Origin of the sequence: Exiguobacterium sp. s124, from assembly GCF_018617485.1 — a bacterium.
Lineage (GTDB): Bacteria > Bacillota > Bacilli > Exiguobacteriales > Exiguobacteriaceae > Exiguobacterium > Exiguobacterium aestuarii.
In genome coordinates, this window is record NZ_JACSKH010000001.1 from 146,175 (window position 1) to 168,570 (window position 22,396).

At 47.4% G+C, this 22,396-nt stretch carries 28 protein-coding genes; 13 read left to right on the forward strand and 15 right to left on the reverse strand.

Going from position 1 to position 22,396, the window contains the following annotated elements:
• Window positions 1-27 precede the first annotated feature (27 nt).
• A complete protein-coding gene (locus KNO85_RS00830; protein WP_214786103.1) occupies window positions 28-510 on the reverse strand; it encodes a GNAT family N-acetyltransferase in 483 nt (160 codons plus the stop codon).
• A gap of 75 nt (window positions 511-585) precedes the next feature.
• On the opposite strand from KNO85_RS00830, the gene KNO85_RS00835 reads away from it, so the two are divergent.
• Entirely contained in the window at window positions 586-966 is a 381-nt protein-coding gene (locus tag KNO85_RS00835) for a VOC family protein (RefSeq protein ID WP_214786105.1), read from the forward strand.
• A 28-nt stretch (window positions 967-994) separates the two neighbouring features.
• On the opposite strand, the gene KNO85_RS00840 is transcribed toward KNO85_RS00835, so the two are convergent.
• Window positions 995-1,303 carry a winged helix-turn-helix transcriptional regulator gene (locus KNO85_RS00840; protein WP_026824988.1) on the reverse strand — a complete coding sequence of 103 codons (309 nt, stop codon included), beginning with the start codon at window positions 1,301-1,303 and terminating at the stop codon, window positions 995-997.
• Window positions 1,304-1,421: 118 nt separating this feature from the next.
• Here KNO85_RS00840 and KNO85_RS00845 point away from each other — a divergent pair, with 118 nt between their 5' ends.
• The 8 genes from KNO85_RS00845 (at window position 1,422) to KNO85_RS00880 (ending at window position 8,252) form a co-directional block, all read left to right on the forward strand.
• Window positions 1,422-1,913 carry a lactoylglutathione lyase family protein gene (locus tag KNO85_RS00845; protein WP_214786108.1) on the forward strand — a complete coding sequence of 164 codons (492 nt, stop codon included), beginning with the start codon at window positions 1,422-1,424 and terminating at the stop codon, window positions 1,911-1,913.
• Between the two features lie 2 nt (window positions 1,914-1,915).
• Window positions 1,916-2,896 (forward strand): zinc-binding dehydrogenase, encoded by a 981-nt coding sequence (locus tag KNO85_RS00850; RefSeq protein ID WP_214786110.1) that lies wholly within the window; start codon window positions 1,916-1,918, stop codon window positions 2,894-2,896.
• Between the two features lie 55 nt (window positions 2,897-2,951).
• Window positions 2,952-4,016: a threonine aldolase family protein gene (locus tag KNO85_RS00855; RefSeq protein ID WP_214786111.1), complete on the forward strand. Its 1,065-nt coding sequence runs from the start codon at window positions 2,952-2,954 to the stop codon at window positions 4,014-4,016.
• A 274-nt stretch (window positions 4,017-4,290) separates the two neighbouring features.
• On the forward strand, window positions 4,291-5,484 hold the full coding sequence (locus tag KNO85_RS00860) for an NAD(P)/FAD-dependent oxidoreductase (protein ID WP_214786113.1): 1,194 nt from the start codon (window positions 4,291-4,293) through the stop codon (window positions 5,482-5,484).
• Window positions 5,485-5,500: 16 nt separating this feature from the next.
• Window positions 5,501-6,061, forward strand: coding sequence for a hypothetical protein (locus KNO85_RS00865; protein ID WP_214786115.1), 561 nt, complete (start codon window positions 5,501-5,503; stop codon window positions 6,059-6,061).
• A gap of 154 nt (window positions 6,062-6,215) precedes the next feature.
• Complete coding sequence (locus tag KNO85_RS00870) at window positions 6,216-7,241, forward strand: PAS domain-containing sensor histidine kinase (protein WP_214786117.1); 1,026 nt, start codon at window positions 6,216-6,218, stop codon at window positions 7,239-7,241.
• Complete coding sequence (locus tag KNO85_RS00875) at window positions 7,225-7,872, forward strand: response regulator (RefSeq protein ID WP_251130554.1); 648 nt, start codon at window positions 7,225-7,227, stop codon at window positions 7,870-7,872. The genes KNO85_RS00870 and KNO85_RS00875 overlap by 17 nt, the downstream gene beginning before the upstream one ends.
• An 8-nt stretch (window positions 7,873-7,880) precedes the next feature.
• Window positions 7,881-8,252 carry a YidH family protein gene (locus KNO85_RS00880; RefSeq protein ID WP_034770829.1) on the forward strand — a complete coding sequence of 124 codons (372 nt, stop codon included), beginning with the start codon at window positions 7,881-7,883 and terminating at the stop codon, window positions 8,250-8,252.
• Between the two features lie 45 nt (window positions 8,253-8,297).
• Here the strand turns inward: KNO85_RS00880 and KNO85_RS00885 are convergent, their stop codons facing one another.
• From KNO85_RS00885 to KNO85_RS00910, 6 genes are all read right to left on the reverse strand, one after another.
• Window positions 8,298-8,798 carry an SRPBCC family protein gene (locus KNO85_RS00885; protein ID WP_214786119.1) on the reverse strand — a complete coding sequence of 167 codons (501 nt, stop codon included), beginning with the start codon at window positions 8,796-8,798 and terminating at the stop codon, window positions 8,298-8,300.
• A complete protein-coding gene (locus tag KNO85_RS00890) occupies window positions 8,795-9,127 on the reverse strand; it encodes an ArsR/SmtB family transcription factor (RefSeq protein ID WP_214786121.1) in 333 nt (110 codons plus the stop codon). Before KNO85_RS00890 ends, KNO85_RS00885 begins: the two co-directional genes overlap by 4 nt.
• Window positions 9,128-9,190: 63 nt before the next feature.
• On the reverse strand, window positions 9,191-11,482 hold the full coding sequence (gene gshAB, locus KNO85_RS00895) for a bifunctional glutamate--cysteine ligase GshA/glutathione synthetase GshB (RefSeq protein WP_214786123.1): 2,292 nt from the start codon (window positions 11,480-11,482) through the stop codon (window positions 9,191-9,193).
• Complete coding sequence (locus tag KNO85_RS00900; protein WP_214786125.1) at window positions 11,466-12,794, reverse strand: MATE family efflux transporter; 1,329 nt, start codon at window positions 12,792-12,794, stop codon at window positions 11,466-11,468. Before KNO85_RS00900 ends, gshAB begins: the two co-directional genes overlap by 17 nt.
• Window positions 12,795-12,923: 129 nt before the next feature.
• A complete protein-coding gene (locus KNO85_RS00905) occupies window positions 12,924-13,391 on the reverse strand; it encodes a hypothetical protein (RefSeq protein ID WP_214786127.1) in 468 nt (155 codons plus the stop codon).
• Complete coding sequence (locus KNO85_RS00910) at window positions 13,388-13,597, reverse strand: helix-turn-helix transcriptional regulator (RefSeq protein ID WP_214786129.1); 210 nt, start codon at window positions 13,595-13,597, stop codon at window positions 13,388-13,390. The genes KNO85_RS00905 and KNO85_RS00910 overlap by 4 nt, the downstream gene beginning before the upstream one ends.
• 116 nt (window positions 13,598-13,713) lie before the next feature.
• On the opposite strand from KNO85_RS00910, the gene KNO85_RS00915 reads away from it, so the two are divergent.
• A complete protein-coding gene (locus KNO85_RS00915) occupies window positions 13,714-14,649 on the forward strand; it encodes a ring-cleaving dioxygenase (protein ID WP_251130555.1) in 936 nt (311 codons plus the stop codon).
• A 20-nt stretch (window positions 14,650-14,669) separates the two neighbouring features.
• Here the strand turns inward: KNO85_RS00915 and KNO85_RS00920 are convergent, their stop codons facing one another.
• Complete coding sequence (locus KNO85_RS00920) at window positions 14,670-15,110, reverse strand: RrF2 family transcriptional regulator (protein ID WP_214786131.1); 441 nt, start codon at window positions 15,108-15,110, stop codon at window positions 14,670-14,672.
• Between the two features lie 186 nt (window positions 15,111-15,296).
• Here KNO85_RS00920 and KNO85_RS00925 point away from each other — a divergent pair, with 186 nt between their 5' ends.
• Window positions 15,297-16,397, forward strand: a complete 1,101-nt coding sequence (locus tag KNO85_RS00925; RefSeq protein ID WP_214786133.1) for a globin domain-containing protein — start codon at window positions 15,297-15,299, stop codon at window positions 16,395-16,397.
• A gap of 45 nt (window positions 16,398-16,442) precedes the next feature.
• Here KNO85_RS00925 and KNO85_RS00930 read toward each other — a convergent pair whose 3' ends face one another.
• The 6 genes from KNO85_RS00930 to KNO85_RS00955 form a co-directional block, all read right to left on the reverse strand.
• Window positions 16,443-16,955: a hypothetical protein gene (locus KNO85_RS00930; protein WP_214786135.1), complete on the reverse strand. Its 513-nt coding sequence runs from the start codon at window positions 16,953-16,955 to the stop codon at window positions 16,443-16,445.
• Between the two features lie 43 nt (window positions 16,956-16,998).
• Window positions 16,999-17,559, reverse strand: coding sequence for a hypothetical protein (locus tag KNO85_RS00935; protein ID WP_214786138.1), 561 nt, complete (start codon window positions 17,557-17,559; stop codon window positions 16,999-17,001).
• A gap of 70 nt (window positions 17,560-17,629) precedes the next feature.
• Complete coding sequence (locus tag KNO85_RS00940; RefSeq protein ID WP_012727460.1) at window positions 17,630-18,043, reverse strand: DUF350 domain-containing protein; 414 nt, start codon at window positions 18,041-18,043, stop codon at window positions 17,630-17,632.
• Window positions 18,040-19,269 (reverse strand): glutathionylspermidine synthase family protein, encoded by a 1,230-nt coding sequence (locus tag KNO85_RS00945; protein WP_214786140.1) that lies wholly within the window; start codon window positions 19,267-19,269, stop codon window positions 18,040-18,042. Before KNO85_RS00945 ends, KNO85_RS00940 begins: the two co-directional genes overlap by 4 nt.
• Window positions 19,266-19,634 (reverse strand): hypothetical protein, encoded by a 369-nt coding sequence (locus tag KNO85_RS00950; RefSeq protein WP_012727458.1) that lies wholly within the window; start codon window positions 19,632-19,634, stop codon window positions 19,266-19,268. The genes KNO85_RS00945 and KNO85_RS00950 overlap by 4 nt, the downstream gene beginning before the upstream one ends.
• A complete protein-coding gene (locus tag KNO85_RS00955) occupies window positions 19,631-20,089 on the reverse strand; it encodes a hypothetical protein (protein WP_214694705.1) in 459 nt (152 codons plus the stop codon). Before KNO85_RS00955 ends, KNO85_RS00950 begins: the two co-directional genes overlap by 4 nt.
• Window positions 20,090-20,195: 106 nt before the next feature.
• On the opposite strand from KNO85_RS00955, the gene KNO85_RS00960 reads away from it, so the two are divergent.
• Together KNO85_RS00960 and KNO85_RS00965 are read left to right on the forward strand one after the other, a co-directional pair.
• Window positions 20,196-21,215, forward strand: coding sequence for an ion channel (locus KNO85_RS00960; RefSeq protein ID WP_214786142.1), 1,020 nt, complete (start codon window positions 20,196-20,198; stop codon window positions 21,213-21,215).
• Between the two features lie 11 nt (window positions 21,216-21,226).
• Complete coding sequence (locus KNO85_RS00965) at window positions 21,227-22,354, forward strand: YfbR-like 5'-deoxynucleotidase (RefSeq protein WP_214786145.1); 1,128 nt, start codon at window positions 21,227-21,229, stop codon at window positions 22,352-22,354.
• The last annotated feature ends 42 nt before the right edge of the window (window positions 22,355-22,396 follow it).

Below are 22,396 nucleotides of genomic sequence, written 5' to 3' on the forward strand. Positions count from 1 at the left end.
AGATCGTATATAAATCCCCTCCGAACCTCAGATGTTCGGAGGGGATTTTTGTAGGCGTTTCATCGAGAGAAAGGGATACACCCCGCCATTCGTCTCCTGCATGAACGTTTCCTGTGGAATAAAACCGAGCGACTCGTATAATCGAATGGCCCGTTTGTTGAACGTGGCGACGGCCAATTGAATCGTACAAGGTTTATATGTCACCTCTATCCAATCTAGAATCGATGTGAGAAATCGGTTGCCATTCCGGTTTCCTGTCAGATCAGGGCGCATCCCTAGACCGATGGAAATGGTGTCCGTTGATTCGAACTGCAATGTGACGAAGCCGATCAGTTCATCGTCATCAAGGATGGCGAACGTCGTCTCTCCCCGTTCATCCGCATCTAAAAATAAGGCGAGGTCTTCCTCGTCGGCGTCCATATTGTAAAATGCATAGTCGCCTTCATAGCGCCATTCGAAGGCAATCAGTTCGGCTTGCTCTTGTGTGAGTGGATGAAACGTATGGCTCATAAAAATTCCTCGTCTCTGATCGAAGTGGTCGTGCTACACTCAAATCGTATCATGAAAATAAGGGGAGGGAACGTGATGGCAGTCAAGTTGGACATGGTCGGGATCGTCGTGACGGATATGAAGCGGTCGCTCGACTTTTATCGTGCGCTCGGGTTTGAGATTCCGGAAGCGATGAATGGGGAAGCGCATGTGGAAATCGATGAGGGGGGCGTTCGTCTCGCGTTTGATACGGTGGAAGTTGCCGAATCGGTATACGGGGAATGGAAACAGGCAGACGGGCATCGGATTGAGCTCGCCTTCTTATGTGAGAGCCGTGAGTCGCTTGATCGATTATATGACACGGTTCTCGAAAAAGGATATGCGTCACACAAAGCCCCATGGGATGCGTTCTGGGGTCAACGTTACGCCATCCTGTACGATGCCGATGGGAATTTAATCAGTTTATTTGCTTCATAAAAATAATCCCGGGCCATGTGGCTCGGGATTATTGATTGTCGTGGCACTCTCCCCATGAACAAAGGGCATTCATGGCGGGTTGCAGTCCGAGGGCGTCTTCGGTCAATGAATATTCGACGTGCAGGTGCTTCTCGGTCGAGTAGTCGACACGGCGAACCATGCCGAGCTGCTCGAGCTCGCGCAATTGGTCGGTCAACACTTTTCGGCTGACGTCCGGAATCGCTCGTTGAATATCAGAAAAACGAAGCGGTCCATCTTGAAGCGTGCAGTACACTTGGGGGCGCCATTTGCCGCCGATAATCTCAAGTGCGCGGTTGACAGGGAACGATGTGGTCATGTTCAAGGAGCCTCACTTTCGGGTAGTTACTTCAATGTGCGTACTTTTTTTCTTGCTTCAATGACAGTATCTTATCGTTATCCGCTAAATTGAGCAAACAAAAAGGAGTAGATGAAACATGACGTATCCAAGAACATTTTCACACATCGGTCTTTCTGTGCCGAACGTAACCGAGGCTGTTAAATTTTATGAGGACGTGATGGGGTGGTATACGATCATGACACCGTCAGACGTCGTCGAAGATGATTCGCCAATCGGCGTGATGTGTACCGACGTCTTCGGACCGGGATGGGGTAAATTCCGAATCGCCCATATGTCAACGGGAGATGGAATCGGGATCGAGTTGTTCGAATTCCCGAACAACGAGACACCAGAAGACAACTTCGAGTTTTGGAAGACAGGGATCTTCCACTATTGTGTACAAGACCCTGACATCGAAGGGCTCGTCGAGAAGATTGTCGCTCACGGCGGGAAACAACGGATGCCGATTCGCGAATACTACCCAGGCGAGAAACCATATCGCATGGTGTACTGCGAAGACCCATTCGGTAACCTCGTCGAAATTTACTCACACTCATACGAACTGACGTATTCGGAAGGAGCTTACTAAACATGAAAGCATGGCTACTCGACCAACCCGGTCTAGATCATCTGCATATTGGAGAAATCGAGCGTCCGACACCTGGAGCCGGAGAACTGTTGATTCGTGTCGAAGCGGTCGCCTTGAACCCGGTCGACTATAAAGTCGGATCAAACGGAAATCCGAATTGGTCATATCCACACATTCTCGGAGTCGACCTCGTCGGAGAAGTCGTCGAGGTCGGTTCGAGTATCGCCAACATCATTACGGGGTCACGTGTAGCCGTGCATACGAATCTTTCGAAATATGGAGGATTCGCTGAGTATACGGTCGTCGATGCCCGGGCGTGTGCAGTCGTCCCACAAGGTGTAAGTGACGAGGCAGCGGCCTCGATCCTGTGCGCGGGAATGACAGCGTATGAAGCGGTCATGCAGAAGTTGAACACGCGGGATAAAGAAACGATTCTTGTGCACGCCGGTGCGGGCGGTGTCGGCGGTTTTGCGATTCAACTCGCGAAGCGCCTCGGTCTGAAGGTGTTCACGACGGCATCTCCTGAAAACTTTGAGTGGGTAGAGTCACTCGGGGCGGACGTAGTCATCGACTATAACGTCGAGGACGTGACGGCACGAATCATGGAAGAGACGGATGGTCGCGGTGCCGACTTGATTTTGAACACGGTCGGTCGTGACGTCGCGACGGCTGACCTCGATCGTCTCGCGTTCAGCGGACACCTCGCCTATATCGCCGGTCCACCAGATATGACGAACATGAAAGGCTTCACTCTTTCGCCTTCGATTCACGAGGTGGCGCTCGGGGCGGCGCATGCGAGCGAGGACGAACATGCGATTCGCAACTTGGCGTATATGGCCGAAGAGTTGATGAATTTGCTCGATGCTGGTGAACTGAACGACCTCGTGACAGAAGTGTTGTCGTTCGACCAATTGAAAGAAGGTCTCGAAAAACTACAAACGCGAAAAGTGCGCGGTAAACTCATCGTCCGCATTCGCGACTGAAAAGACGGCTCCCTGTTATACTGACAGGGAGTTTATTTGTTGAGGAGGGTAAAGGATGGAACGATTGGCAGACACATATCGTCAGACAGATGTTCAGTTGAGCGGTCACGGGAAACGAGAAGTCGGGGTGTTGAAACGCGCGTTTGAACAGGTGCGTGAAGATGAGCCGAGTGACCAGTATGGACAGGGGAAAACGATTCGCCAGTTCGAAGAGAAGATGGCGCACATTCTCGGGAAAGAATCGGCGGTATTCTTCCCGAGCGGAACGATGGCACAACAGATTGCCTTACGCATTTGGTGTGATGAAACAGGGAAGAAGACGGTCGCATATCATCCGCTCTGTCATCTCGAGATTCACGAACAGGATGGCTTGAAAGAGTTACATCACATCGAACCGATCTTGGTCGGGGACGAAAATCGATTGATGACACTCGAAGAGATTCAAGCGTTGCCAGACATCGCGTGTCTGTTGCTTGAACTGCCACAACGCGAAATCGGTGGAGAGCTGCCGACGTTCGAAGAGCTCGAAGCGATTAGCGAGCATTGTCGCGACAAAGGGATTTATCTACATCTAGACGGGGCACGACTGTTCGAATCATTACCGTATTACGAGAAGGAAGCATCTGAGATTTGTGCGCTCTTCGATAGCGTGTACGTCTCATTCTATAAAGGAATCGGTGGTATTGCCGGGGCCATCCTTGCTGGACCGAAGGCATTTTGCGACACGTCGAAAGTATGGAAGCGTCGCTATGGCGGTGACTTGATCAGCTTATATCCATACATCCTTTCTTCGGATTATTATTATGAGTTGCGGAAAGACAAGATGGCCGAGTATCGAGACGAGGCCGTCCGATTGGCAGCGCGCTTCAATGAACTCGATGGCGTGTGGACGACACCACACATCCCGGTCACAAATATGTTCCATCTTCACTTCCATGGGGCAAAGGAGGAAGTAGGTGAGCGGATTGCAGGAATCCAAGAAAAAACGGGGATTGGCATCACCGGTTATCTCGTTGAAAAAGAAGGGTACTGTTCGACAGAAATCAGTATTGGTGATGTCTATCTTGAGATTAATTCCAATCAACTTGATGATGTATTTAGACAATTCCATGCTGAATGAGCGTAAAGCCTTGAAGAGCGTTGATCTTCAAGGCTTTTTTATATTGAGATAAATCTCGCTTTCCAAAGTGATTAAAGTCACTTCGGAAAGAGGAGAGCGTAAACAGACTTTTCAATAAACCAGTGTGTTATACAACATATATCAACAGTGTGGACGGAAATTGAGGGACTTCCCCTATATCAAATGTATACGCTTTCAAATATGCTTGATTTGTAGAGTAGTTCACTTATTTGTCAAAAAATAACGCGTGATGAAACGGAAGGGGCTGTATAGGATGCGTATGCATTATCGTATTGTCATTATCGGTGCGGGAACTGGGGGAATCAGTGTAGCGGCAAGATTGCTTCGAGAGAAGCATCATTTGAAAGATGAGATTCTACTGATTGATCCTGCCACTACCCATTATTATCAACCGTTATGGACGCTAGTCGGAGCAGGTATCGTGAAGAAAGAAGAGTCAGCCCGCCCGATGGATTCTCTCATCCCTGATGGGGCGAAGTGGTTACAAGATCATGTAACGACATTTGATCCTGAAAACAATCAAGTCGAAACGTCAAGTCACGGAAAGATTCAATATGATTTTCTCATCGTGTCACCAGGGATTGAAATTGACTGGGGACGCATCAAAGGATTAAAAGAATCGCTTGGAACAAAAGGGGTCTGCAGTAACTACTCATACGAACACGTTGACTACACGTGGGATACACTCGAGAAGTTTACAGGAGGAACTGCATTGTTCACACATCCAGCCACTCCAGTGAAATGTGGGGGTGCCCCTCAAAAAATCATGTATCTAGCTGAAGAGTATTTAGCGAAGAAAGGGATTCGAGATTCGAGTCGAGTGGTCTTCGGTTCAGCCAATCCTGCCATTTTTGATGTTGCGAAGTATCGTGATGCATTAGAAATTGTACTTGAACGAAAACAGATTGAAACGCATTTCCGGGTAAATCTGACGGAAATAAAAGCAGATGAAAAAATTGCGATTTTTGAAAACTTAGATTCAGGTGAATCGTTCGAGATGAGTTATGACATGATTCATGTCACACCACCGATGCAAGCTCCAGCTTTTGTTCGAAATAGTTCATTGGCAGACTCCGGTGGTTGGGTCGATGTCGACAAATATACACTTCAACATAAACAATTTAAAAATGTGTTCGGGTTAGGTGACTGTACGAACTTACCGACATCGAAGACAGGTGCAGCGATTCGAAAACAGGCACCTGTCGTTGTCCAAAATGTACTGGATGCAATGTATGGCCATTTGCCGATTGCTTCTTATGACGGTTATTCTTCGTGTCCGATTGTCACGGGATATGGTTCATTGATTCTAGCAGAGTTTGATTATGATAAAGTTCCACAAGAATCGATGCCGTTCAATCAAGCAAAAGAAAGACGAAGCATGTACATTTTGAAAAAAGACTTTTTACCGATTATGTACTGGAACGGCATGTTGAAAGGGACGATGTGAGAAAGGAGAGATCGTAATGGAACGTTCTGCATTTGAAGAACAAACGGTCGAGACCGTACTGACAAGACCTGACGTTGAACAAGCACTGATTGCACTGATCGATCGTTTGCCCAAAATTGAACAGTCTCTCCGCCGTTTAGAGGATGCTGTTGATTTTGGTATGGCAACGATGAAAGATGAATCGGTAAAAGAGAAAGTTGACGCGGCCATCGACAATTCCAATATCCAAATCGAAACGCTGGAAGCGGCTATAAAACTGACCGAAAAGTTGCCGATGTTACTACAGGTGACGAATCAACTTGAGTCCATGTTCTCGTTTGTTCAAGATGTATACCACGATGAACAAACAAAAGCATTAATTGAGCAACGGATCGAAGAGTATGCCGTGCCAGCGAAAGAGAAGGCTGAATGGACACGAGAAATGTGGACAGAAGTACAACAACGTGTCGAACAGGATGACCGCCACATCACCCTATTTTCACTCATGCGTTGGATTAAAGAACCATCAGTTCAACACGGCCTTAAATACGTTCAAGCGACTGTTGATGTACTAAACGAACGGACAATCAAACGTTAAACATGAATGAATCATGATGAATAGAGTTTTCAATAAATTAGACGTGCCTCGAGGCGCGTCTTTTTTCATGAGGGAATGAAGTGCATCATTTGGGTTTGTTTACCCATAGGGGTATTATGGATATAAGAACTGAAAGAGTGCGGAGGGGGTAACGTTGACACTACGTGACTTTGAACATCAAATATTAGACGTACTCAAAGACGGTGTGATTGTGATGGACCATGACCGAACCATCATCTCGATGAATCAATCGGCCGAACAATTGACGGGATGGCAAATCGGTGAACCGGTTCCTTATTGTTCTTTTTGTCAGAAGAGAAACGTGAACATTGGCGAAGAACGTTGCTATTTGATTGAACATGAACGTTCCCCATATTTCACCTCGGAGATGCCGACATACTCTGGGAACATGGTTGATGTCGAGATGAACACGGCACGCATCTTAAATGATCCGACAACCGGTGCGACATACTATCTGCTCGTCTTACGAGATTTCACAGAACGAAAACGCAGGGAAGCGCATATTTTGAGAGAACAAATGGTTCGGGAATTGATTCGGGCGAGAGAAGAGGAGCATGAACGATTGGCTCAAGAGTTACATGATGGGGTCGGGCAATCGCTGTTTAGTATTACGCTTGCCTTGAATTCACTGCAATCAGACGTCGTTGATCCCGATAAAAAAGAATATTTGAGTTCTGTCATTTCTGAAGTGAGTCTTCTAATGGATCACGTAAGAAATTATTCAAAACAGTTGAGACCAGTCGAACTTGATCAATTTGGACTGGAATCTGCACTACACGTGTTATTTGATAGTTTTGCCACTCGGTATCCGAACGTCGCATTTCATACGGACTTCCGACTAAAGACACGATGTGACGCTCTTGTTGAGATTAATGTATATCGGATTGTTCAAGAGGCACTTGTGAACGCGATGAAATATGCGAACCCGACACATATAGATTGTCGAATCACGGAGCATGATGGACGAATCGAATTGTTATTCTGGGATGATGGGATTGGCTTTGATTCTCGCGAAGTTTCGAAAGGGTTAGGGCTACGTCACATGGAAGAGAGAGCAAAAACAATAGAAGGTTTGTTTCAGATCGTTTCGGTGATCGGACACGGGACTGAAATTTTAGTGTCGATTCCGAGAGAGCGAGGTCATGATGAAACCGATTGATGTATTGATCGTCGATGACCATGAACTGGTTCGTCGCGGATTGAAACTGATGTTTCGTTCGAATGAGCGAATTCGTGTAGTCAGTGAAGCGGGGGAAGGAGCGGCAGCGATACAAGAAGCGATTCGAACCAGTCCAGACGTCGTTTTACTTGATATTACGATGCCGAACGGGTTGGATGGTTTTTTGACGGTTCAAGCGCTCGCTGAGGAAGTGCCTTCCGCAAAAATCATCTTACTGACGATGCACGATGAAGAGATTTATATCAAACGCGCTCTTGAACTAGGGGTACTAGGTTATATGTCGAAAAATAGCGATCCATCTCAGCTATCTGAGGGAATTGAGAGCGTATTTGAAGGAAAACGATATTACGCCACTTCGTTGACCGAGGAACAGATGGAGAGGATTGTCCTTCAAAAGAACAATCATCCGTTATTGACACGCCGGGAACTAGAAATCGTGCGGTTGTCGACTTTAGGATATAGCCATAATGAAATCGGAGAAAAATTAGGAATCAGTCCCAAAACAGTAGAGAATCATAAAGCTCGGATTATGAACAAACTGCAGATGAAGCACCGACACGAATTGGTGCAATACGCCTTGAAAAATCATTTGATTGAAATGGAAGGATGACTGAAGGTATGAAGTTAGAAGTAGAAAAAACAATCGATTCACAATATATCCAGCAGCACCTAGCGAACGAGCGGACGTTCCTCGCATGGATTCGTACTGCGATTACCGTAATTGGGATCGGTTTCTTAGTGACGAACTTTCATTATTATCGAAGCGAGAATTTGAGTGGTGCAGAACATCAATTGATCTCAGCAATCGGAATGTTATCGATTTTGTTTGGCATCAGTACAATTCTTGTAGGAACCCGTTCCTATTTGAAAAAAGTGCATACGATTAACACGCAACAATTCAAATCTGCGAAGATGAGTCTCATTGCCTTGGCAATTGGGATGGTCTTCATCTTTTCACTAATCCTCGTCGTGAGCTACTTCTTGTTTTGAACGCAATCAGGCACCGCCTCTATTACGAGGACGGTGCCTTTTCCGTTACTGCGTCACAATCGCTTCAAGACGATCGAGTTGAGAGGTGAACCCTTCGACAGCGCCCATCTCGACGACTTGTCGGAGAGCCTCTTCATTCGGGAATTCGGAGCGGCTAATGAATAACGTGCCTTCCGATGTATCGAGAAATTCATTCGTAATCGTCATGACAGGCAAGTCCGGGTTGACGTGTCCGTCCGCATCCGAGAACGCATCCGTATAGACGATTCGTGAGTAAGGGTCGATGTCGATAAAGGTCGATTTTCCCCATGACTCCATACCGTAAAAGTCACCTTGATCTTTGTCGACACAAGTCATGCAATAATGCCAAATTCCATCTGGTTTGAAGTCGAAGCTGTATACTTTCGTCTCCCATCCAGACGGTCCCCACCATTTTTCTAAATGTGCGGGTGTCGAGAATGCTTCAAATACAAGTTGACGTGGTGCCTTGAACAGACGTTCCATGATCAATGTCGTGCCCTCTACATGTGATTTGACCGTACTCATGATCCATTCTCCTCTCGTTGTGACTCCGCTAAAAACGTCTCCAATCGATCGAGTCGCTCTGTTTCCCGAGCCATATAGGTCCGCCAAGCATCCAACGGTTTGAGTGCTTGAGACTTGAGTGCGTAGCGTCTTCGATTGGCATCAATGGTTACCGTGACGAGACCTGCGTCGTATAGAATTCGCAAATGCTTCGATGTCTGCGGTTGACTAATCCCAAGCTGATTTGCCATCATTCCGACCGTCCACTCTTGTTTCCGTAACAATTCGATCATCCGCAACCGGTTCGGGTCGGCTAACGCATGAAACAAAGAAGCCAATCTCTCTTCCATTTTTTCGTCACCGTCCTCTTATTTCGAATATTCCCAATTAGGAATATTCCGAAACAGGAATACTCAATATTTAAACAATAAATCAAGTAGTATCTCACCAATCAATCGTTCTTTTCCCTCATAGGGGAACGCATGGATATGAATGGCGGGATTAAAATTCAGTTCGATGATGCCGTATTCAATATGCTCATCATTAAGAGATGGAATCATCATATCGACACCACAGATGGTTGCCCCGACTGACTTAGCGGCATCGACAGCAATGCGTTTATAGACGTCAGGAATTTGGTCTGTGTAGTCGATACTGTCGCCACCTGTACTGATATTAGAGTTTTCGCGCAAGAAGACACGCTCACCGACAGCGGGGATACTGTCAGGTGTCATATCTTGTGCACGTAAAAAGGAAATGACGATGTCATCGATTTCAATTTTCTCGAGTGGTGTCTTGTATCCTTTTCCGCGTAACGGGTCTTCATTTTTTGTCGCAACGAGTTGACGAATGGAAGAGGTGCCATCTCCAGTGACGTTCGCCGGGACACGATGGAGGATGCCCGCGACTTCCTCTCCGATGACGAGGAAGCGATACTCTTTTCCAGGTAAGAATGTCTCTAGTAAAACGACATCGTCAAACGTTTTCGCATACTGAAATGCAGAGAGTGCTTCCTCATACGTCGCTCCGTCTTTAAAAATGTGAATACCGACTCCGAAGTTTGTGGACTTTGGTTTTAAGACGATGGGGTGTTTTGAAAATGAATGCCATGCCTGAGATAAATCCGATTCCTCTTGAAGTTCTACCCCTTCAGGGACACGAATGCCGTGTTCGGTGAGTACAAACTTCGTCACCGTTTTATTCTCCATCATTAAGACGGAAACATAATTGTCTTTTGATGTTTTCGTTGCCTGTTTGACGTATTCTTCGTGTTTGCCGTTTCGAATCCGAATGAACTGGTCGGAACGATCGATGACGTCGACACGATAACCACGTTTAATTGCGGATTTCATTAAGATTTGAGTAGACAGTTCCAGGTCGGCATAACCGTGGATGCGAAAACGATTTGCATAGGCGTCCTCATAAAAATGTTCTGCTTGGGCTAGGGACCATGCGTGATAGCCTGTCTCGGTCATAATCGTCTTTAATCGGGAAGCGTACGTCCGGTCCACGTGATCAATTTTTTCGCGTACAGCGGGAAAGACATCTTCGAAGCCGAGGCCATGGTGTGTGTTGAACGCATCGATGGCATCGAAAAGTTCTGTTGCGTACGTGTGTAAAGGTATGGCGTGACCATCTCGAGTCAATATGCTTGTAGGAGACATGCCTTCTTTGGCGACACGTTGTTGATTATTGTACGTTTCAGCTTGCCAATCGAAATAAGGTGTCTCCTCAGTAAAGGTCAAGTACAGCAAAAACAGATGAAGGAACCGTAAATCCGAACGCGCAATTCCGGTCTTTTCAAACGGATTCAAATCAATATTGCGAATTTCGATATAATCGATGCCGTGTGCTTCGAGTTGATTTAAATCGTTACCACCTTTCGATGTTTTCAATCGGATGGGGGAGTAAAGTTCGTTCGGATTGGCAATCTCGCCTTTGGCAATGAACCGTCTTACGTCGTCTATATAACTTGAGAGTGTCGCATAATTTGGATAAAGCGGTTCAACATTCGTATACCCACAGTCGCTATTCCGATATGACAATGCTTGTTTATTTGAAAAAGTATCTTCGTGGAGTGCTTGCATCTGACTGACACATTGTTCTTCATAACTCACATGAACGGCTGGTGTAGCACCGAACAAATAGACGATGAGCCAACGCATCCGTAAATATTGACGAATCAACTTTAAGTAAAGCTGATCTTTGAAGTGTCGATATTGTTCAGGGGATCCTTCGTACAGTGCGGATAACATCTCATCGGAAAACGAAAAGTTGAAATGGATTCCGGAAATGAGTTGTTTTTTCGCCCCATACTTGTGGAGCAAATGCTCCCGGTAACGGCTAGCTTCGAGTCCAGTCACACCAAAATCAGCGAGTGGAATCGTGCCACCTTCCGGCAATGCGCATGGCATAGATTGTGGCCACAGGCGTTCGTCGCCTATGTTTAGCGCCGTGATGTCGTATAGCGTTTCTAAAAAGTCATGTGCCGCCTCGATTGTCGGAAATGTCGGGGTGATGAGCTCGATTTGACTTTCCGAGAAGTCAGTCGTGATATATGGATGTGTCGCTTTATGACCGAGTGCTTTTGGATGCTTCGTAACAGCGAGTGTGCCGTCTGACGTGACCCGTAACATTTCTCGCTCGATGGCAAATTTTCCACTCGTGATGAGCTGGTGGGGTAGTTGATTAAACTGCTTCTGCAAGGGAAATCACTTCCTTTTTCGTTAATCGGACAAAGAGGGCGGAGACAAGTCCTTTCGTGATACTTGAAATGGCGATACTCCACCAGATGGCATCGATTCCGAGATAAGGCTCAAGAACAAATGCGAGCGGGATACGGGCCACTGTGAAAATAATCGAGATGGTCGCAGGGATTTTCGGTAATCCGAGTCCTGAGAAGTATCCGTTTCCAATCATTTCAATCGATGAGAAGACGAGCGAAATGCCAATAATTCGTAAGTAACTCGCCCCAATCTCGATGGTTCGAATGTCATCGACGAATAGACCAATGAGCAAATCCGGAACGATTAAAAATACCAACATGATGAATCCCGTATAGATCATCCCGAGTCGGGTCGTTACGCGGTAACCTTCATACACACGATCTACTTTTCGTGCCCCGAGGTTTTGTCCGGTGTAGCTAGCCATTGCTCCGTTCAAGCCACCAATCATCATGTAGGCAATCGACTCGATTTGGAGTCCGATGCGCTGTGCCGCAATCGCTTCTGTCCCATACGAACCGATCATGCGGGCAAGAAAAATACTGATTACCGTGAACAAAATACGTTGGGTTGCCATCGGAAAACCAAGACGAAACACCTCTACATAATCAGCTCGAGTCGGCTGAACGACTTCATCCCAACTGAACAATGTACGAGCGCGGTGCCAAAACAATCCGAACATGATGACGTTGGCGACAAGTGTCGCAAGAGCAGCCCCGATCACACCGAGTTGGAATGGATAAATGAAAATCGGGGAGAGAATCATATTGAGGATGACACCTGTCGCATTGATACGCATCGCTGTTGTCGTATTGCCATATGCACTGAATAGACGAGCAAACAACAGATTAAAGAAAGAGAAGATGAGCATTGGAGCGCTGACGAATAAATATTCGTACGCAAGCTGCTCCACGTCGGGGGCGCCCATATTCAAAAAGCCGATGAAGGTATGACCGAATAAAATCAGCAATGTGATGTACGAAAGACCGAGTGTTAGATTCAGACGCCTGCCGGCCCGGACATAGCGCTGAACCAGATCGAGGTCACGTCTCCCGACAGCTTGTGATACTTTGATGCCGGCGCCAACGACAATCAACGATTGAATCGCCTGGCCGAGCATGATATAAAAACTGGCCGCACCGATACTTGCCACAGCATCGCTCCCGAGCGCACCGACCCAAAACATGTCGACGAGACTATACGTAAACTGTAATAATGAGCTACCGACGAGCGGAAGGGCGAGAGCCAGAATGACACGTTGCACGTTTCCAATCGTCAAATCGACAGTTTTCACGAAGCAAGACTCCTTACATTCTTTATATAACCATTTAGTTATATATAAGCACTGTGTAATAGAATTGGCAATCATGATGTCCGAATCGATGAAAAATGGACACAAAAAAAGGAATTCGTGATGAATTCCTTAATGTTGATAGCCGCGAATCCAGGTCGTCATATAGACGAGTGTCGCAATGATGAGCGTTGAGGCGAGTGCATAAATTGGATAGGCGGGGAGTGTATCTTCAAACAACGGATAGAACATAAACGATCCCATGAAAATAGGAACGGAAATGCCGAACGAGACGTATGCAGCTTTTGTCGCTTTCGCTGTGATGATTTGTTCACGCTCATCGACCTCACTGAACTCGGTCATCCGGACAGACCATTGGGCAAAGCTCAACTGTTTATTCGGGCGGGTGTTAAACGAATAGACTGTCCAAACAATTCCAAAAACAATGAGTAATAGCAGTGGAAGTAGATTAAATTCAACTAAGAATCGGTCAGACTCGATGACGGTCTTCGAAACATCAGACAAAAACGAGCTGAATAGAAAAGCCATCAGGACATACAAGATGATACTGGAAATTGACTGAACGACGACGTGTTTCATTTTGTTTCCTCCTCGATTGTAAATATAGATTCGACCGGTTCCTTGAACACGCGTGCGATGTGCATCGCCAGCATGAGTGATGGCGTGTAGCTGCCTTTCTCGAGCGAGATGATCGTCTGTCTCGTCACACCGACCTGTTCGGCAAGGTCGCCTTGGGTTAACTGGTGCCGGGCACGCAGTTCTTTCACGCGGTTGACTAATGGCATCGTGCCACCTCATTTCTAGTTTCTACCACTAGTGTAAAACAAACTTTACATAATGTAAAGAAGACTTTACTTATTTGGAGATGATACAATAACGATATAGTCGAAAGGGGAGATGGATGGTGAAGGTGATTAGTGGACAACATCACGTGTCAGCGATGACCGGGGATGCCAAGAAGAACTTACGATTCTACACGGAAGTACTAGGGGTGCGGCTCGTCAAAAAGACGGTAAACCAGGATGACCCATCGATGTATCACTTGTTCTATGCAGACGAGACGGGGACACCCGGAACCGATTTGACGTTCTTTGAGTTACCGTTTCTCGGACAGACGTATCGAGGGTCGAACAGTATCTCCCGGACAGCGCTCAGGGTGCCGGATGGGGCGCTCACGTACTGGCAAGAGCGTTTTGACACGTTTGATGTATCTTACGGAGAAATCGAGTCGGTTTTAGGAAGGGCAACTCTTTCGTTCGAAGATCATGAGGGGCAACGTCTCTGTCTTGTGGAAGGTGGGAGTGGGACACCTTGGAAAAAAGGTCCTGTGCCAACAGATGTCGGTATCTTCGGTCTCGGATTCAGTGAGTGGACGGTACGACGGATCGAAAAGACGGCACGGGTATTGACTGAAATACTTGGCTATCGATATGTGACGACGTTTGAACGGGATGGTCACGATGTGCGTGTTTTTGAAACGGGAGAAGGTGGAGTAGCGACAGAGATTCATCTCGTCGATCGACCGGATTTGCCATCGGAGCGACCAGGGCGGGGAAGTGTGCATCATGTGGCGATTCGAGTGGAAAAGACAGACGATATGGCGAATTGGATCGAGAAACTTGACGCGCGTGGGATCAGTCACTCTGGTCTTATTGACCGCTACTATTTCCAGTCGATTTACTTCCGTGAACCGAGTGGAATCTTAGTGGAACTGGCGACGGACGAACCAGGATTCGCAACGGACGAATCCATTGAAACGCTCGGAGAACGCTTGGCATTGCCTCCGTTCCTTGAGTCGAGACGAATTGACATCGAAGCGAAGTTGAAGCCGCTGTAACCAAAAACCCGACGAACTTTTCAGTCCGTCGGGTTTTGTATGCCCAATAGCATCGCGAGTTCGTTCGTTCGATTAGCGACGAGGTCCGCAATCGTGTAACGATCGAGGACATGAAAGAACGCCAGCATGGCCTCATTCAACACACTTCGTAAGTCACAGGCCGGCGCGATCACGCATCGGCCTTCCCCGAAGCACTCTACGAGCTCGAGCGGTTCCATCGACCGAACGACCTCGCCTACGTTGATGTCTTCCATCGGGCGCGCGAGACGGAATCCACCGCCGCGACCACGCACCGACTCCAAATAGCCATGTTTGCCAAGGTCGTAGACGACTTTCATGACATGGTTTTTGGAGATGTTATATTGATCCGCCACTTCTTGAATCGTGACGAGCCGATGTGAAAACGTGGCGCTATACATTAACGTCCGTAGTGCGTAGTCACACGTTTGCGTAAGTCTCATCCATCATCACCTCTCGTTTCATTGTACAAGACAATCCCTAAAAGTGCGATTCGTGTAAATGTGAAAGGGTAATGGCAGAAATGAGTCGGAATCGTGAAATCTGTTTTAAAGAAGTATTTCATATATTGCTTTAAAGTGATTAGACTCACATAATGAACGTGTACGAAACAAAAGGGGGACATACACATGTTAGATCGACAAACGATTGAAATTGTAAAAGCGACAGCGCCCGTTTTAAAAGAACACGGTGTGACAATCACGAAGCACTTTTATCAACGAATGTTTGAACAAAATCCAGAAGTTCGTCACTTCTTCAACCATACGAACCAAAAACGAGGACGTCAGCCAGAGGCACTCGCAAACGCGGTCTATGCGGCAGCGCTTCATATCGACCGGCTCGAAGCGATTCTTCCAGCCATTCAACCGGCACTCCATAAACATAAGAGTTTGAACATTCGTCCCGAACACTATCCGATCGTCGGTGAAAACTTGCTCGGGGCGATTCAAGATGTCCTCGGGGAGGCCGCGACACCAGACATCATCGATGCCTGGGCAAAAGCGTATGGTGTGATTGCCGACGTCTTCATCTCACTTGAGAAACAGATGTATGATGACGCGCCATGGGTCGGATTTAAATCGTTCGTCATCGAAGAAATCATTGAAGACACACTGGAAGTGAAGCGATTCCGTCTCGTCGCAAAAGATAAGGTCGTCGGCACAGCCATTCCAGGACAATACGTCTCGGTTCAAGCCCGAATCGCTGGTGAGGACATCGTGCACCATCGGCAATATAGCGTCATCGACACGACAGAAGACGGCTACTGGATCGCACCTAAAAGAGAGGGGCTTGTTTCAAACTGGCTTCATGAACAGACGGTCGGTACCGAAATTCCGGTAAGCGCACCAGCAGGCGAATTCACCCTTGAAGCGTCAAATCGTCCGCTCACACTGATTGCTGGAGGGATCGGCATTACACCGCTCTTCAATATGGCGAAGACGGCACTCGGTCAAGGACGTTCCGTCACGTTATTGCATGCTGTTCGGAGTATGGACCTCCGTCCGCTCGGAGACGAACTTGATGAACTTGTGGATCAAGGGCTTCACCTTATCACACACGTGGATGGCGAATCGGGTTGTATGAGTGCGACGCAACTTGAGGCACTCGATGTCGAAGGTCATGATGTCTATACGTGCGGACCGAACGCGATGATGGAGACGATTGTTCGCGTCATTCCTCAGGCACGATATGAATTTTTCGGGCCATCTGCAACGCTCTCTTTAACGTAACCAATCAAAAAAAGTGTCGCAGACTTGGATGGGTCTGCGACACTTTTATAATGAAATAGATGTAATGATTTGATCATGTTGATCGAATGTTTGGATCGTTAAGGCATCCTCCAACGAGTTATACATGTCTAAGAAAAAGAAATCACGGTTTCCGCCGTTACTGGCGTCGTTGAGCATATGTTCTTCCGACCACAGTTCTCCTTCAATCTGTAACTTCGCCACCTGCTGAGCATGATGATTCAAACGAAGAGCAAGATAGTGATTAGTGCCGTTCTGAATATCAATATAGTCAAAAGGCGTAGACGGTTCCGTATCGACGGTTACAGAATCATAGCCGTCCTGATTTTGTTCCGCGACACCTAAGATTCTCTCCTCATCATTTGTGAAGAGTGCGAACACCGTGTCGTCCTTCTTATAATATTGATACACGACAAATCCCTGATCCGATAAATGACGGCCGAGCTGGATTTTGTCCAGTAAAGAAGTGCGGAAGGCTGAAACGATAGCGATGCTTAGAATGAAGAATAGAAAGATTCCGACTTTTTTTCGGTTTGGCATAATTGGTCTCCTTTTTTATAGCGGTGTTTCTGAAGAAGGTTCATCACATGGACGAATAGGGTTGTGAAGATAACACTTTGTGGTCACGGTCCAATGTTTCAAGAGTTCCTTCTTCAAAAGAAGATGTATTTAATTTCATGACGTATGTCATGACATATGTTTCATCTTCAGGATTATTTACAGTAAATTCTTTAGATTCGTCCCCTCGTTTTAATCGTAAATAAACGACATCTTCCGGGCGTTCTTTTAGATGGACGCCGATGTACTCCTTGTTTTCAACTTGAAGGGTGACGAAATCAAAAGATTGATTCGGCTCTGTTTGTTTCGTGACAGACCCTAAGTTCTCTGTTTCGACATCAATCTCGGCTAGACCGATGACAGAGCGATCTTCATTTGTGTAAAAAGAGAGAACGGACTGTTCCATGTTATGAATTTCAAACGTATACCAATCGTTCATCGTCATATAACGATTCATTTCCTTTTCGGCATTCTTGTATGAGTTACCGTTCTGAATGTTGGTGTACGTGTACAGTCCGACACCGACTGCGATGGCCACGATGATAAGACCGGAGACGATTGTGAGTAGTACGGTTCGCTTAGACATGGTTCTTCCTCCAATCTGTTATAGAAACACAGACACCCCATGCCTCTTGTGAGTGCATGGGGTGTTTGAATTAGTACGTTAAGCTCGCGGCGACGATGATGCCGACGACGAGTGATGCGGCGAACAAGCTGAAACCGATGGCCATGTTGCCGTTCTCGACTTCTTTTTCTAAGTTCACGCCGGGCGTGAGGATGTATTCAAACGTCCAGAACGCCAATACTTGGGCGGCGATGCCGACGAGTCCCCAGATGAACGCATCGAGCAAGTTGACGCTGTTCGCCCAAACCGTATAGATGACGATGGCAAGTCCGAGCGCTTTCCCCCAAAGTTTCAAGGCGACGGCCATGTTGCCTTCTTTGATTAACTTACGTTCCGAATATTTGGTCGTCAGTGCGAAGATGATGAGGCCTGCGAGAATGAGACCGAATCCTGTCCCGAGGTGGGCGAGGAAGCTTAAAATTGAGTCGAGTGTGATGAAAGTCATGAGTTTGTCTCCTTTTGTGTAGGTGTGCCAACGGCTAAGTAGTAAGATTGGTTGTTCGTGATCATGCTACCGGCGCGAACGCCGAGTGCGGACGAGTGTCCATTCAGACAAAAACATCCGATCATATAATGTGTCTCGATCCGACCTTTGACGGTCATCGTCATCCGTGTCGGAAGTTCAATGAACTGTTGGTACACAGCCGTCTCTTCTGCATACGTTTGTAGTGCTTCGCGATGAAACGGTTGACCGTCTTTCGTGTACAAGATGACGGAGTCACCTTCACGTCCGAACGCCGGCTTTTTCACATAGTCCGCTTCACCGAGAAACGGTGTGTCTTCTAAGTAAGTCGGTAAAAAATATGTTCCGATGATGTCACGCTCGGCTTCATCGAACAGTGTCTCGGTCTCATACAATTCCCAAATCAGGGCCTGTACGCCTTTCGATTGCATGAGAAAAGCAGAGAGCGGGTTGAGCAGTGACACATGTTTTTGTAGGTTCAGTTCGAGTAACCGAATGCCGATCAAATCCCCGTCTGCTGCGCGGTCGTCCACGAGATGCTCAATCGGATACGTTTGACGATATAGGATGTCGATTCGCTCACCGGATGGCGTGTAAACGCCGTCTTCGTCGACGAGTAAAGCGTGCAACGGTACGAATTCAGACGGTAAGTCAAGCGTTTCTTGTAAGAAGCGCGCCGTCCACTTGTCTTCGATATTGTCATCATGTGCCGTAAAGACAATCTTTGGAGTACCTTCTCGAGAAAGTCGTTGCCACGCGGCGACGATAGCTTTCCGCAGCTCGGTTTTCAGTTGGGCGGTGGCTTCCCTGTTCGGGTCGAGGAGACCAAACTCAGAAGCGACCACGCCGTTCACGTCAAACAGCTCTTTAATAAAGGTCGGCGTATCTGCATTGAACTCCATCAACTTGAGTTGACCGTCTTTCATGATCCAGTCGTAACGACCGATGATCGTCTCCTGTGGCATCGTCTTCTCCCGTAAGAACGGCAGGCTCGCCTCGGGATAACCAAGCAGTCGGAGCGTCTCGTCAGGTAGCGTACGCAACAATTGATTCGTCTTCCGGAAAATCGAGTCAACCGCCTCGGTCGCCTCTCGGACAGAGGCAACCTGCGAGGCGGTCATCTCGAAACAATCGTATAAGGCATATTCTTCATCGTTTAAATCGGGCCAAAAATAAGGGATTTGACTGTAAAGTTCGTCACGCGTCATCCGCCGAATCCACCTTTAGAGCCACTGCCGAGTCCAGATTTTGATGATCCTGAATTTGAGCCGTTCGATACGGCGCCAGTCGCACCACCGTTGGCTTTATATGTCTTATATGACGAAGAACTCTTCAATGCGTTTTTTGAGCGGAACAGGCTTCCGAGTAAGAAGTAACTGCCGTAGTGCGGAGAACGGTCGTCATCGCAATAATACGACTCGGTCTCGTCATCCCAGTCCCAATCGTCACATTCGTAACCGGTCGGCTCTTCCGGGAGCGCCGCTTCTTCATATTCATCCCCACCGCAAGCAGCAAGGGAAGTCGTCAATACCGCGACGGAGAGTCCGCTTAAAATTTTCTTGCTTGTCTTCATGTTGATTCCTCCAATTCATAACCCGTCGGTGTGACGTAGATGACATACACACCACGATCTTCATCTGTTTCTGCTGAATCGCGTTCATATTCTTTGCCGGCGACATACAAGTACTGGCTCCCGAGCATGGCAAGCGCATCGAGGTGGCGGTCGACGTAATAGGCTTCGAGCAATGGGTTGTCAAATCGGTCATCGAGTGTGCGGATTTCGACTTTGATTTCGCTCGTTTCGTGCTTGTCCATCGGTCCCTCTGTATAGCGATCGACATAGATTAAAAAGTATTGATCGCCTTCTAGGGCAGACGAGCGCTGTTTGTATGTCATGCCGTCTTTGACGAAAAACTCACATTCGCGACGGGCCAACACTTCATCTAATCCGAGAGACGTGTAATGGTATAGTGGTTCGAACGATAATTCATTTTTATAGAGACGATACTCTAAGACGATTGAGTTCATATGTCAGTCCTTCCTTTTTTCTTTTTATACGGAATCACCATCAAAATGGTTTCGTGAATCTTTTTGTGGATACGTTTAGTATATAAGAGAGAAGGAGGGGGAAACAGTGCATATCTTATTTCGTTTATGGAAAGGGTTAGCGAAATTATCATTTTTGAATGTCATCTTAGCTTCGATTGGCATCATTATCCTAGGAACCGTGCTCGGTTACTGGTTAGAACCAGAAACATTCGGGTCATTGTTTGATTCGTTCTGGTGGACGATGACGACATTGACGACCGTCGGATATGGAGATTTTTATCCGTCCTCCGTGGCGGGGCGATGGCTCGGGATTTTCTTATTCCTATTCGGGATTGGGATTATCGGGGCGTTGATTGGAAAATTGGTTGAAATCGGTGCGACGTTTCAACGGTTAAAACGGGAGGGAAGACTAGTGTATCGTGGAGAGGGACATTATGTGTATATCGGGTGGTCCCCGAAGACGAGAAAGGCAATCGATGAAGTGCTCAACTATGAACCGAAAGCAGAGATCGTCCTCATTGACCAGTTAATCGAGGAGCCGTACGTGCATGATCAAGTTCACTTCGTATCAGGAGATGCTTCAGATGAAGCGGTATTGTTGCAGGCGAACGTCTTGAAGGCACGACGCGTCGCCATTTTCGCGGATGCGCGCATCACGGAGACGTTACTCGCCGATGGGAAATCACTCTTGATCGCGTCAGCGGTCGAGGCGTTATCTTCTGAGCATCAAGTGGACCTGCACACTGTCGTTGAAGTGTGTGAAGAGCGGAACATCTCGAAATTCAAACACGTCCGGGTCGACGACTTTATTTTAGCGAACGACTCGGTCTCGCTCTTGATGGCGAAAGCGACGTTACAACCAGGAACGACGGCGATTTTCCGTCAATTGTTAAGCAAACAGTCGGGTGGGAACATTCAAGCCTTGAAACCAAAAGTCGCGTGGCAAAATGTTCGACAAGCGAACACGGCTTTGCTTGAATCAGGGGTGACACTCATCGCGGTCAATGACCGATTGGATGTGGCGACGATGCTCGATTTGCCGCTACAGGATACAGACATGTTATATGTCGTCTGTCATGACGATGTATTTGAACGATTATCGTAAGGAGTGAAACCATGCATAACGGAACGTTTATCCGAAAGATGACACGCATGCAAAACGTGCAACGATGGGACGAATATGCCCCACATTATCACGATAACGCAGCAAGTCATAGCTTTCGTGTCGCGGTCTTCAGCTTGATCGCGGCTTATGTGGAGAAAGAGAACGGACGTGAAGTCGACTTGCTCGATTTGCTCGGGAAAGCTATTTTCCACGACATGAATGAAGTACAGACCGGTCCAATCATGCACCGGACGAAAAAGGAACCAACCTTGATTGGTCACATCGAACGTATGGAGCGGACAGCAAGTCTCGGTCTGGTCGAACTGCTATCGCAATCGTTACGTCCTCACTTCCACCGTTTTGTTGTCGAGGCGGAAGATGACTCGTTCGAAGGACGAATCGTCGACGGAATCGATTCATTCGATGCGATGCTGTTCGTGCGACGGGAAGTCGCCCATGGCTCTCCACACTTTGATGACAAACTAGAAGAGATGAAAGCCGCGCTTCGTCATCATCCGATTGATTCAGTTCGTTGGCTGTTCGATCAGGTTGAGGCAGAGACCGATGTGTTGCGGTTCATCGAGAACGTCATGCGGATGGACAGTGTCCGTCGTTGGAAAGGGCGCTTCAATACGATTGACGACAACGATGCGATTCATGGTTTTCGGGCAGCCGCGCTCGGAATGTTCAGTGGACTTTTAGAGCGTGAGAAGTACGACGTCAACGTCGATGTCGCCGAACTCGTGGCCCGTCTTCTCTGTCACGACTTAGTCGAAGGCGTCACCGGGGACGTGCTCGGACCTGTCAAACATTCGACGAAAGAGACAGGAGCCGCATTTGAGGCATACGAGCGAGCAGAGAGTGAACGTCTTCTCGGGTTGTTGCCGGCATATATGCAGCCGGCGTTCCGTCGATATATGGCTGATTCGAAAGATGATACGTATGAAGGGATGCTCGTCGACATGATGGATAAGCTTGATGCGCTCATCAAGATGAACATGGAGCGCAAGATGAACGGGGCTGAGTATGAGGTCACGTATCGCGAGCAACTCCGTAAAGTCCAGATGCGTTATGAGAACCCGAGTATGATCTTCTTCCTCGCCTATATTTTGCATGACCTGGATTACGTGACAAGTTAATGAATAGGCGGATGGCACAAGCCATCCGTCTTTGTTTCGTTC

Coding starts and splice junctions, on each gene's coding strand:
- KNO85_RS00830 (WP_214786103.1), bottom strand. CDS start 510: ATGAGCCATACGTTTCATCCACTCACACAAGAGCAAGCCGAACTGATT.
- KNO85_RS00835 (WP_214786105.1), top strand. CDS start 586: ATGGCAGTCAAGTTGGACATGGTCGGGATCGTCGTGACGGATATGAAG.
- KNO85_RS00840 (WP_026824988.1), bottom strand. CDS start 1,303: ATGACCACATCGTTCCCTGTCAACCGCGCACTTGAGATTATCGGCGGC.
- KNO85_RS00845 (WP_214786108.1), top strand. CDS start 1,422: ATGACGTATCCAAGAACATTTTCACACATCGGTCTTTCTGTGCCGAAC.
- KNO85_RS00850 (WP_214786110.1), top strand. CDS start 1,916: ATGAAAGCATGGCTACTCGACCAACCCGGTCTAGATCATCTGCATATT.
- KNO85_RS00855 (WP_214786111.1), top strand. CDS start 2,952: ATGGAACGATTGGCAGACACATATCGTCAGACAGATGTTCAGTTGAGC.
- KNO85_RS00860 (WP_214786113.1), top strand. CDS start 4,291: ATGCGTATGCATTATCGTATTGTCATTATCGGTGCGGGAACTGGGGGA.
- KNO85_RS00865 (WP_214786115.1), top strand. CDS start 5,501: ATGGAACGTTCTGCATTTGAAGAACAAACGGTCGAGACCGTACTGACA.
- KNO85_RS00875 (WP_251130554.1), top strand. CDS start 7,225: ATGATGAAACCGATTGATGTATTGATCGTCGATGACCATGAACTGGTT.
- KNO85_RS00880 (WP_034770829.1), top strand. CDS start 7,881: ATGAAGTTAGAAGTAGAAAAAACAATCGATTCACAATATATCCAGCAG.
- KNO85_RS00885 (WP_214786119.1), bottom strand. CDS start 8,798: ATGAGTACGGTCAAATCACATGTAGAGGGCACGACATTGATCATGGAA.
- KNO85_RS00890 (WP_214786121.1), bottom strand. CDS start 9,127: ATGGAAGAGAGATTGGCTTCTTTGTTTCATGCGTTAGCCGACCCGAAC.
- KNO85_RS00905 (WP_214786127.1), bottom strand. CDS start 13,391: ATGAAACACGTCGTCGTTCAGTCAATTTCCAGTATCATCTTGTATGTC.
- KNO85_RS00910 (WP_214786129.1), bottom strand. CDS start 13,597: ATGCCATTAGTCAACCGCGTGAAAGAACTGCGTGCCCGGCACCAGTTA.
- KNO85_RS00915 (WP_251130555.1), top strand. CDS start 13,714: ATGGTGAAGGTGATTAGTGGACAACATCACGTGTCAGCGATGACCGGG.
- KNO85_RS00920 (WP_214786131.1), bottom strand. CDS start 15,110: ATGAGACTTACGCAAACGTGTGACTACGCACTACGGACGTTAATGTAT.
- KNO85_RS00925 (WP_214786133.1), top strand. CDS start 15,297: ATGTTAGATCGACAAACGATTGAAATTGTAAAAGCGACAGCGCCCGTT.
- KNO85_RS00930 (WP_214786135.1), bottom strand. CDS start 16,955: ATGCCAAACCGAAAAAAAGTCGGAATCTTTCTATTCTTCATTCTAAGC.
- KNO85_RS00935 (WP_214786138.1), bottom strand. CDS start 17,559: ATGTCTAAGCGAACCGTACTACTCACAATCGTCTCCGGTCTTATCATC.
- KNO85_RS00940 (WP_012727460.1), bottom strand. CDS start 18,043: ATGACTTTCATCACACTCGACTCAATTTTAAGCTTCCTCGCCCACCTC.
- KNO85_RS00945 (WP_214786140.1), bottom strand. CDS start 19,269: ATGACGCGTGACGAACTTTACAGTCAAATCCCTTATTTTTGGCCCGAT.
- KNO85_RS00950 (WP_012727458.1), bottom strand. CDS start 19,634: ATGAAGACAAGCAAGAAAATTTTAAGCGGACTCTCCGTCGCGGTATTG.
- KNO85_RS00955 (WP_214694705.1), bottom strand. CDS start 20,089: ATGAACTCAATCGTCTTAGAGTATCGTCTCTATAAAAATGAATTATCG.
- KNO85_RS00965 (WP_214786145.1), top strand. CDS start 21,227: ATGCATAACGGAACGTTTATCCGAAAGATGACACGCATGCAAAACGTG.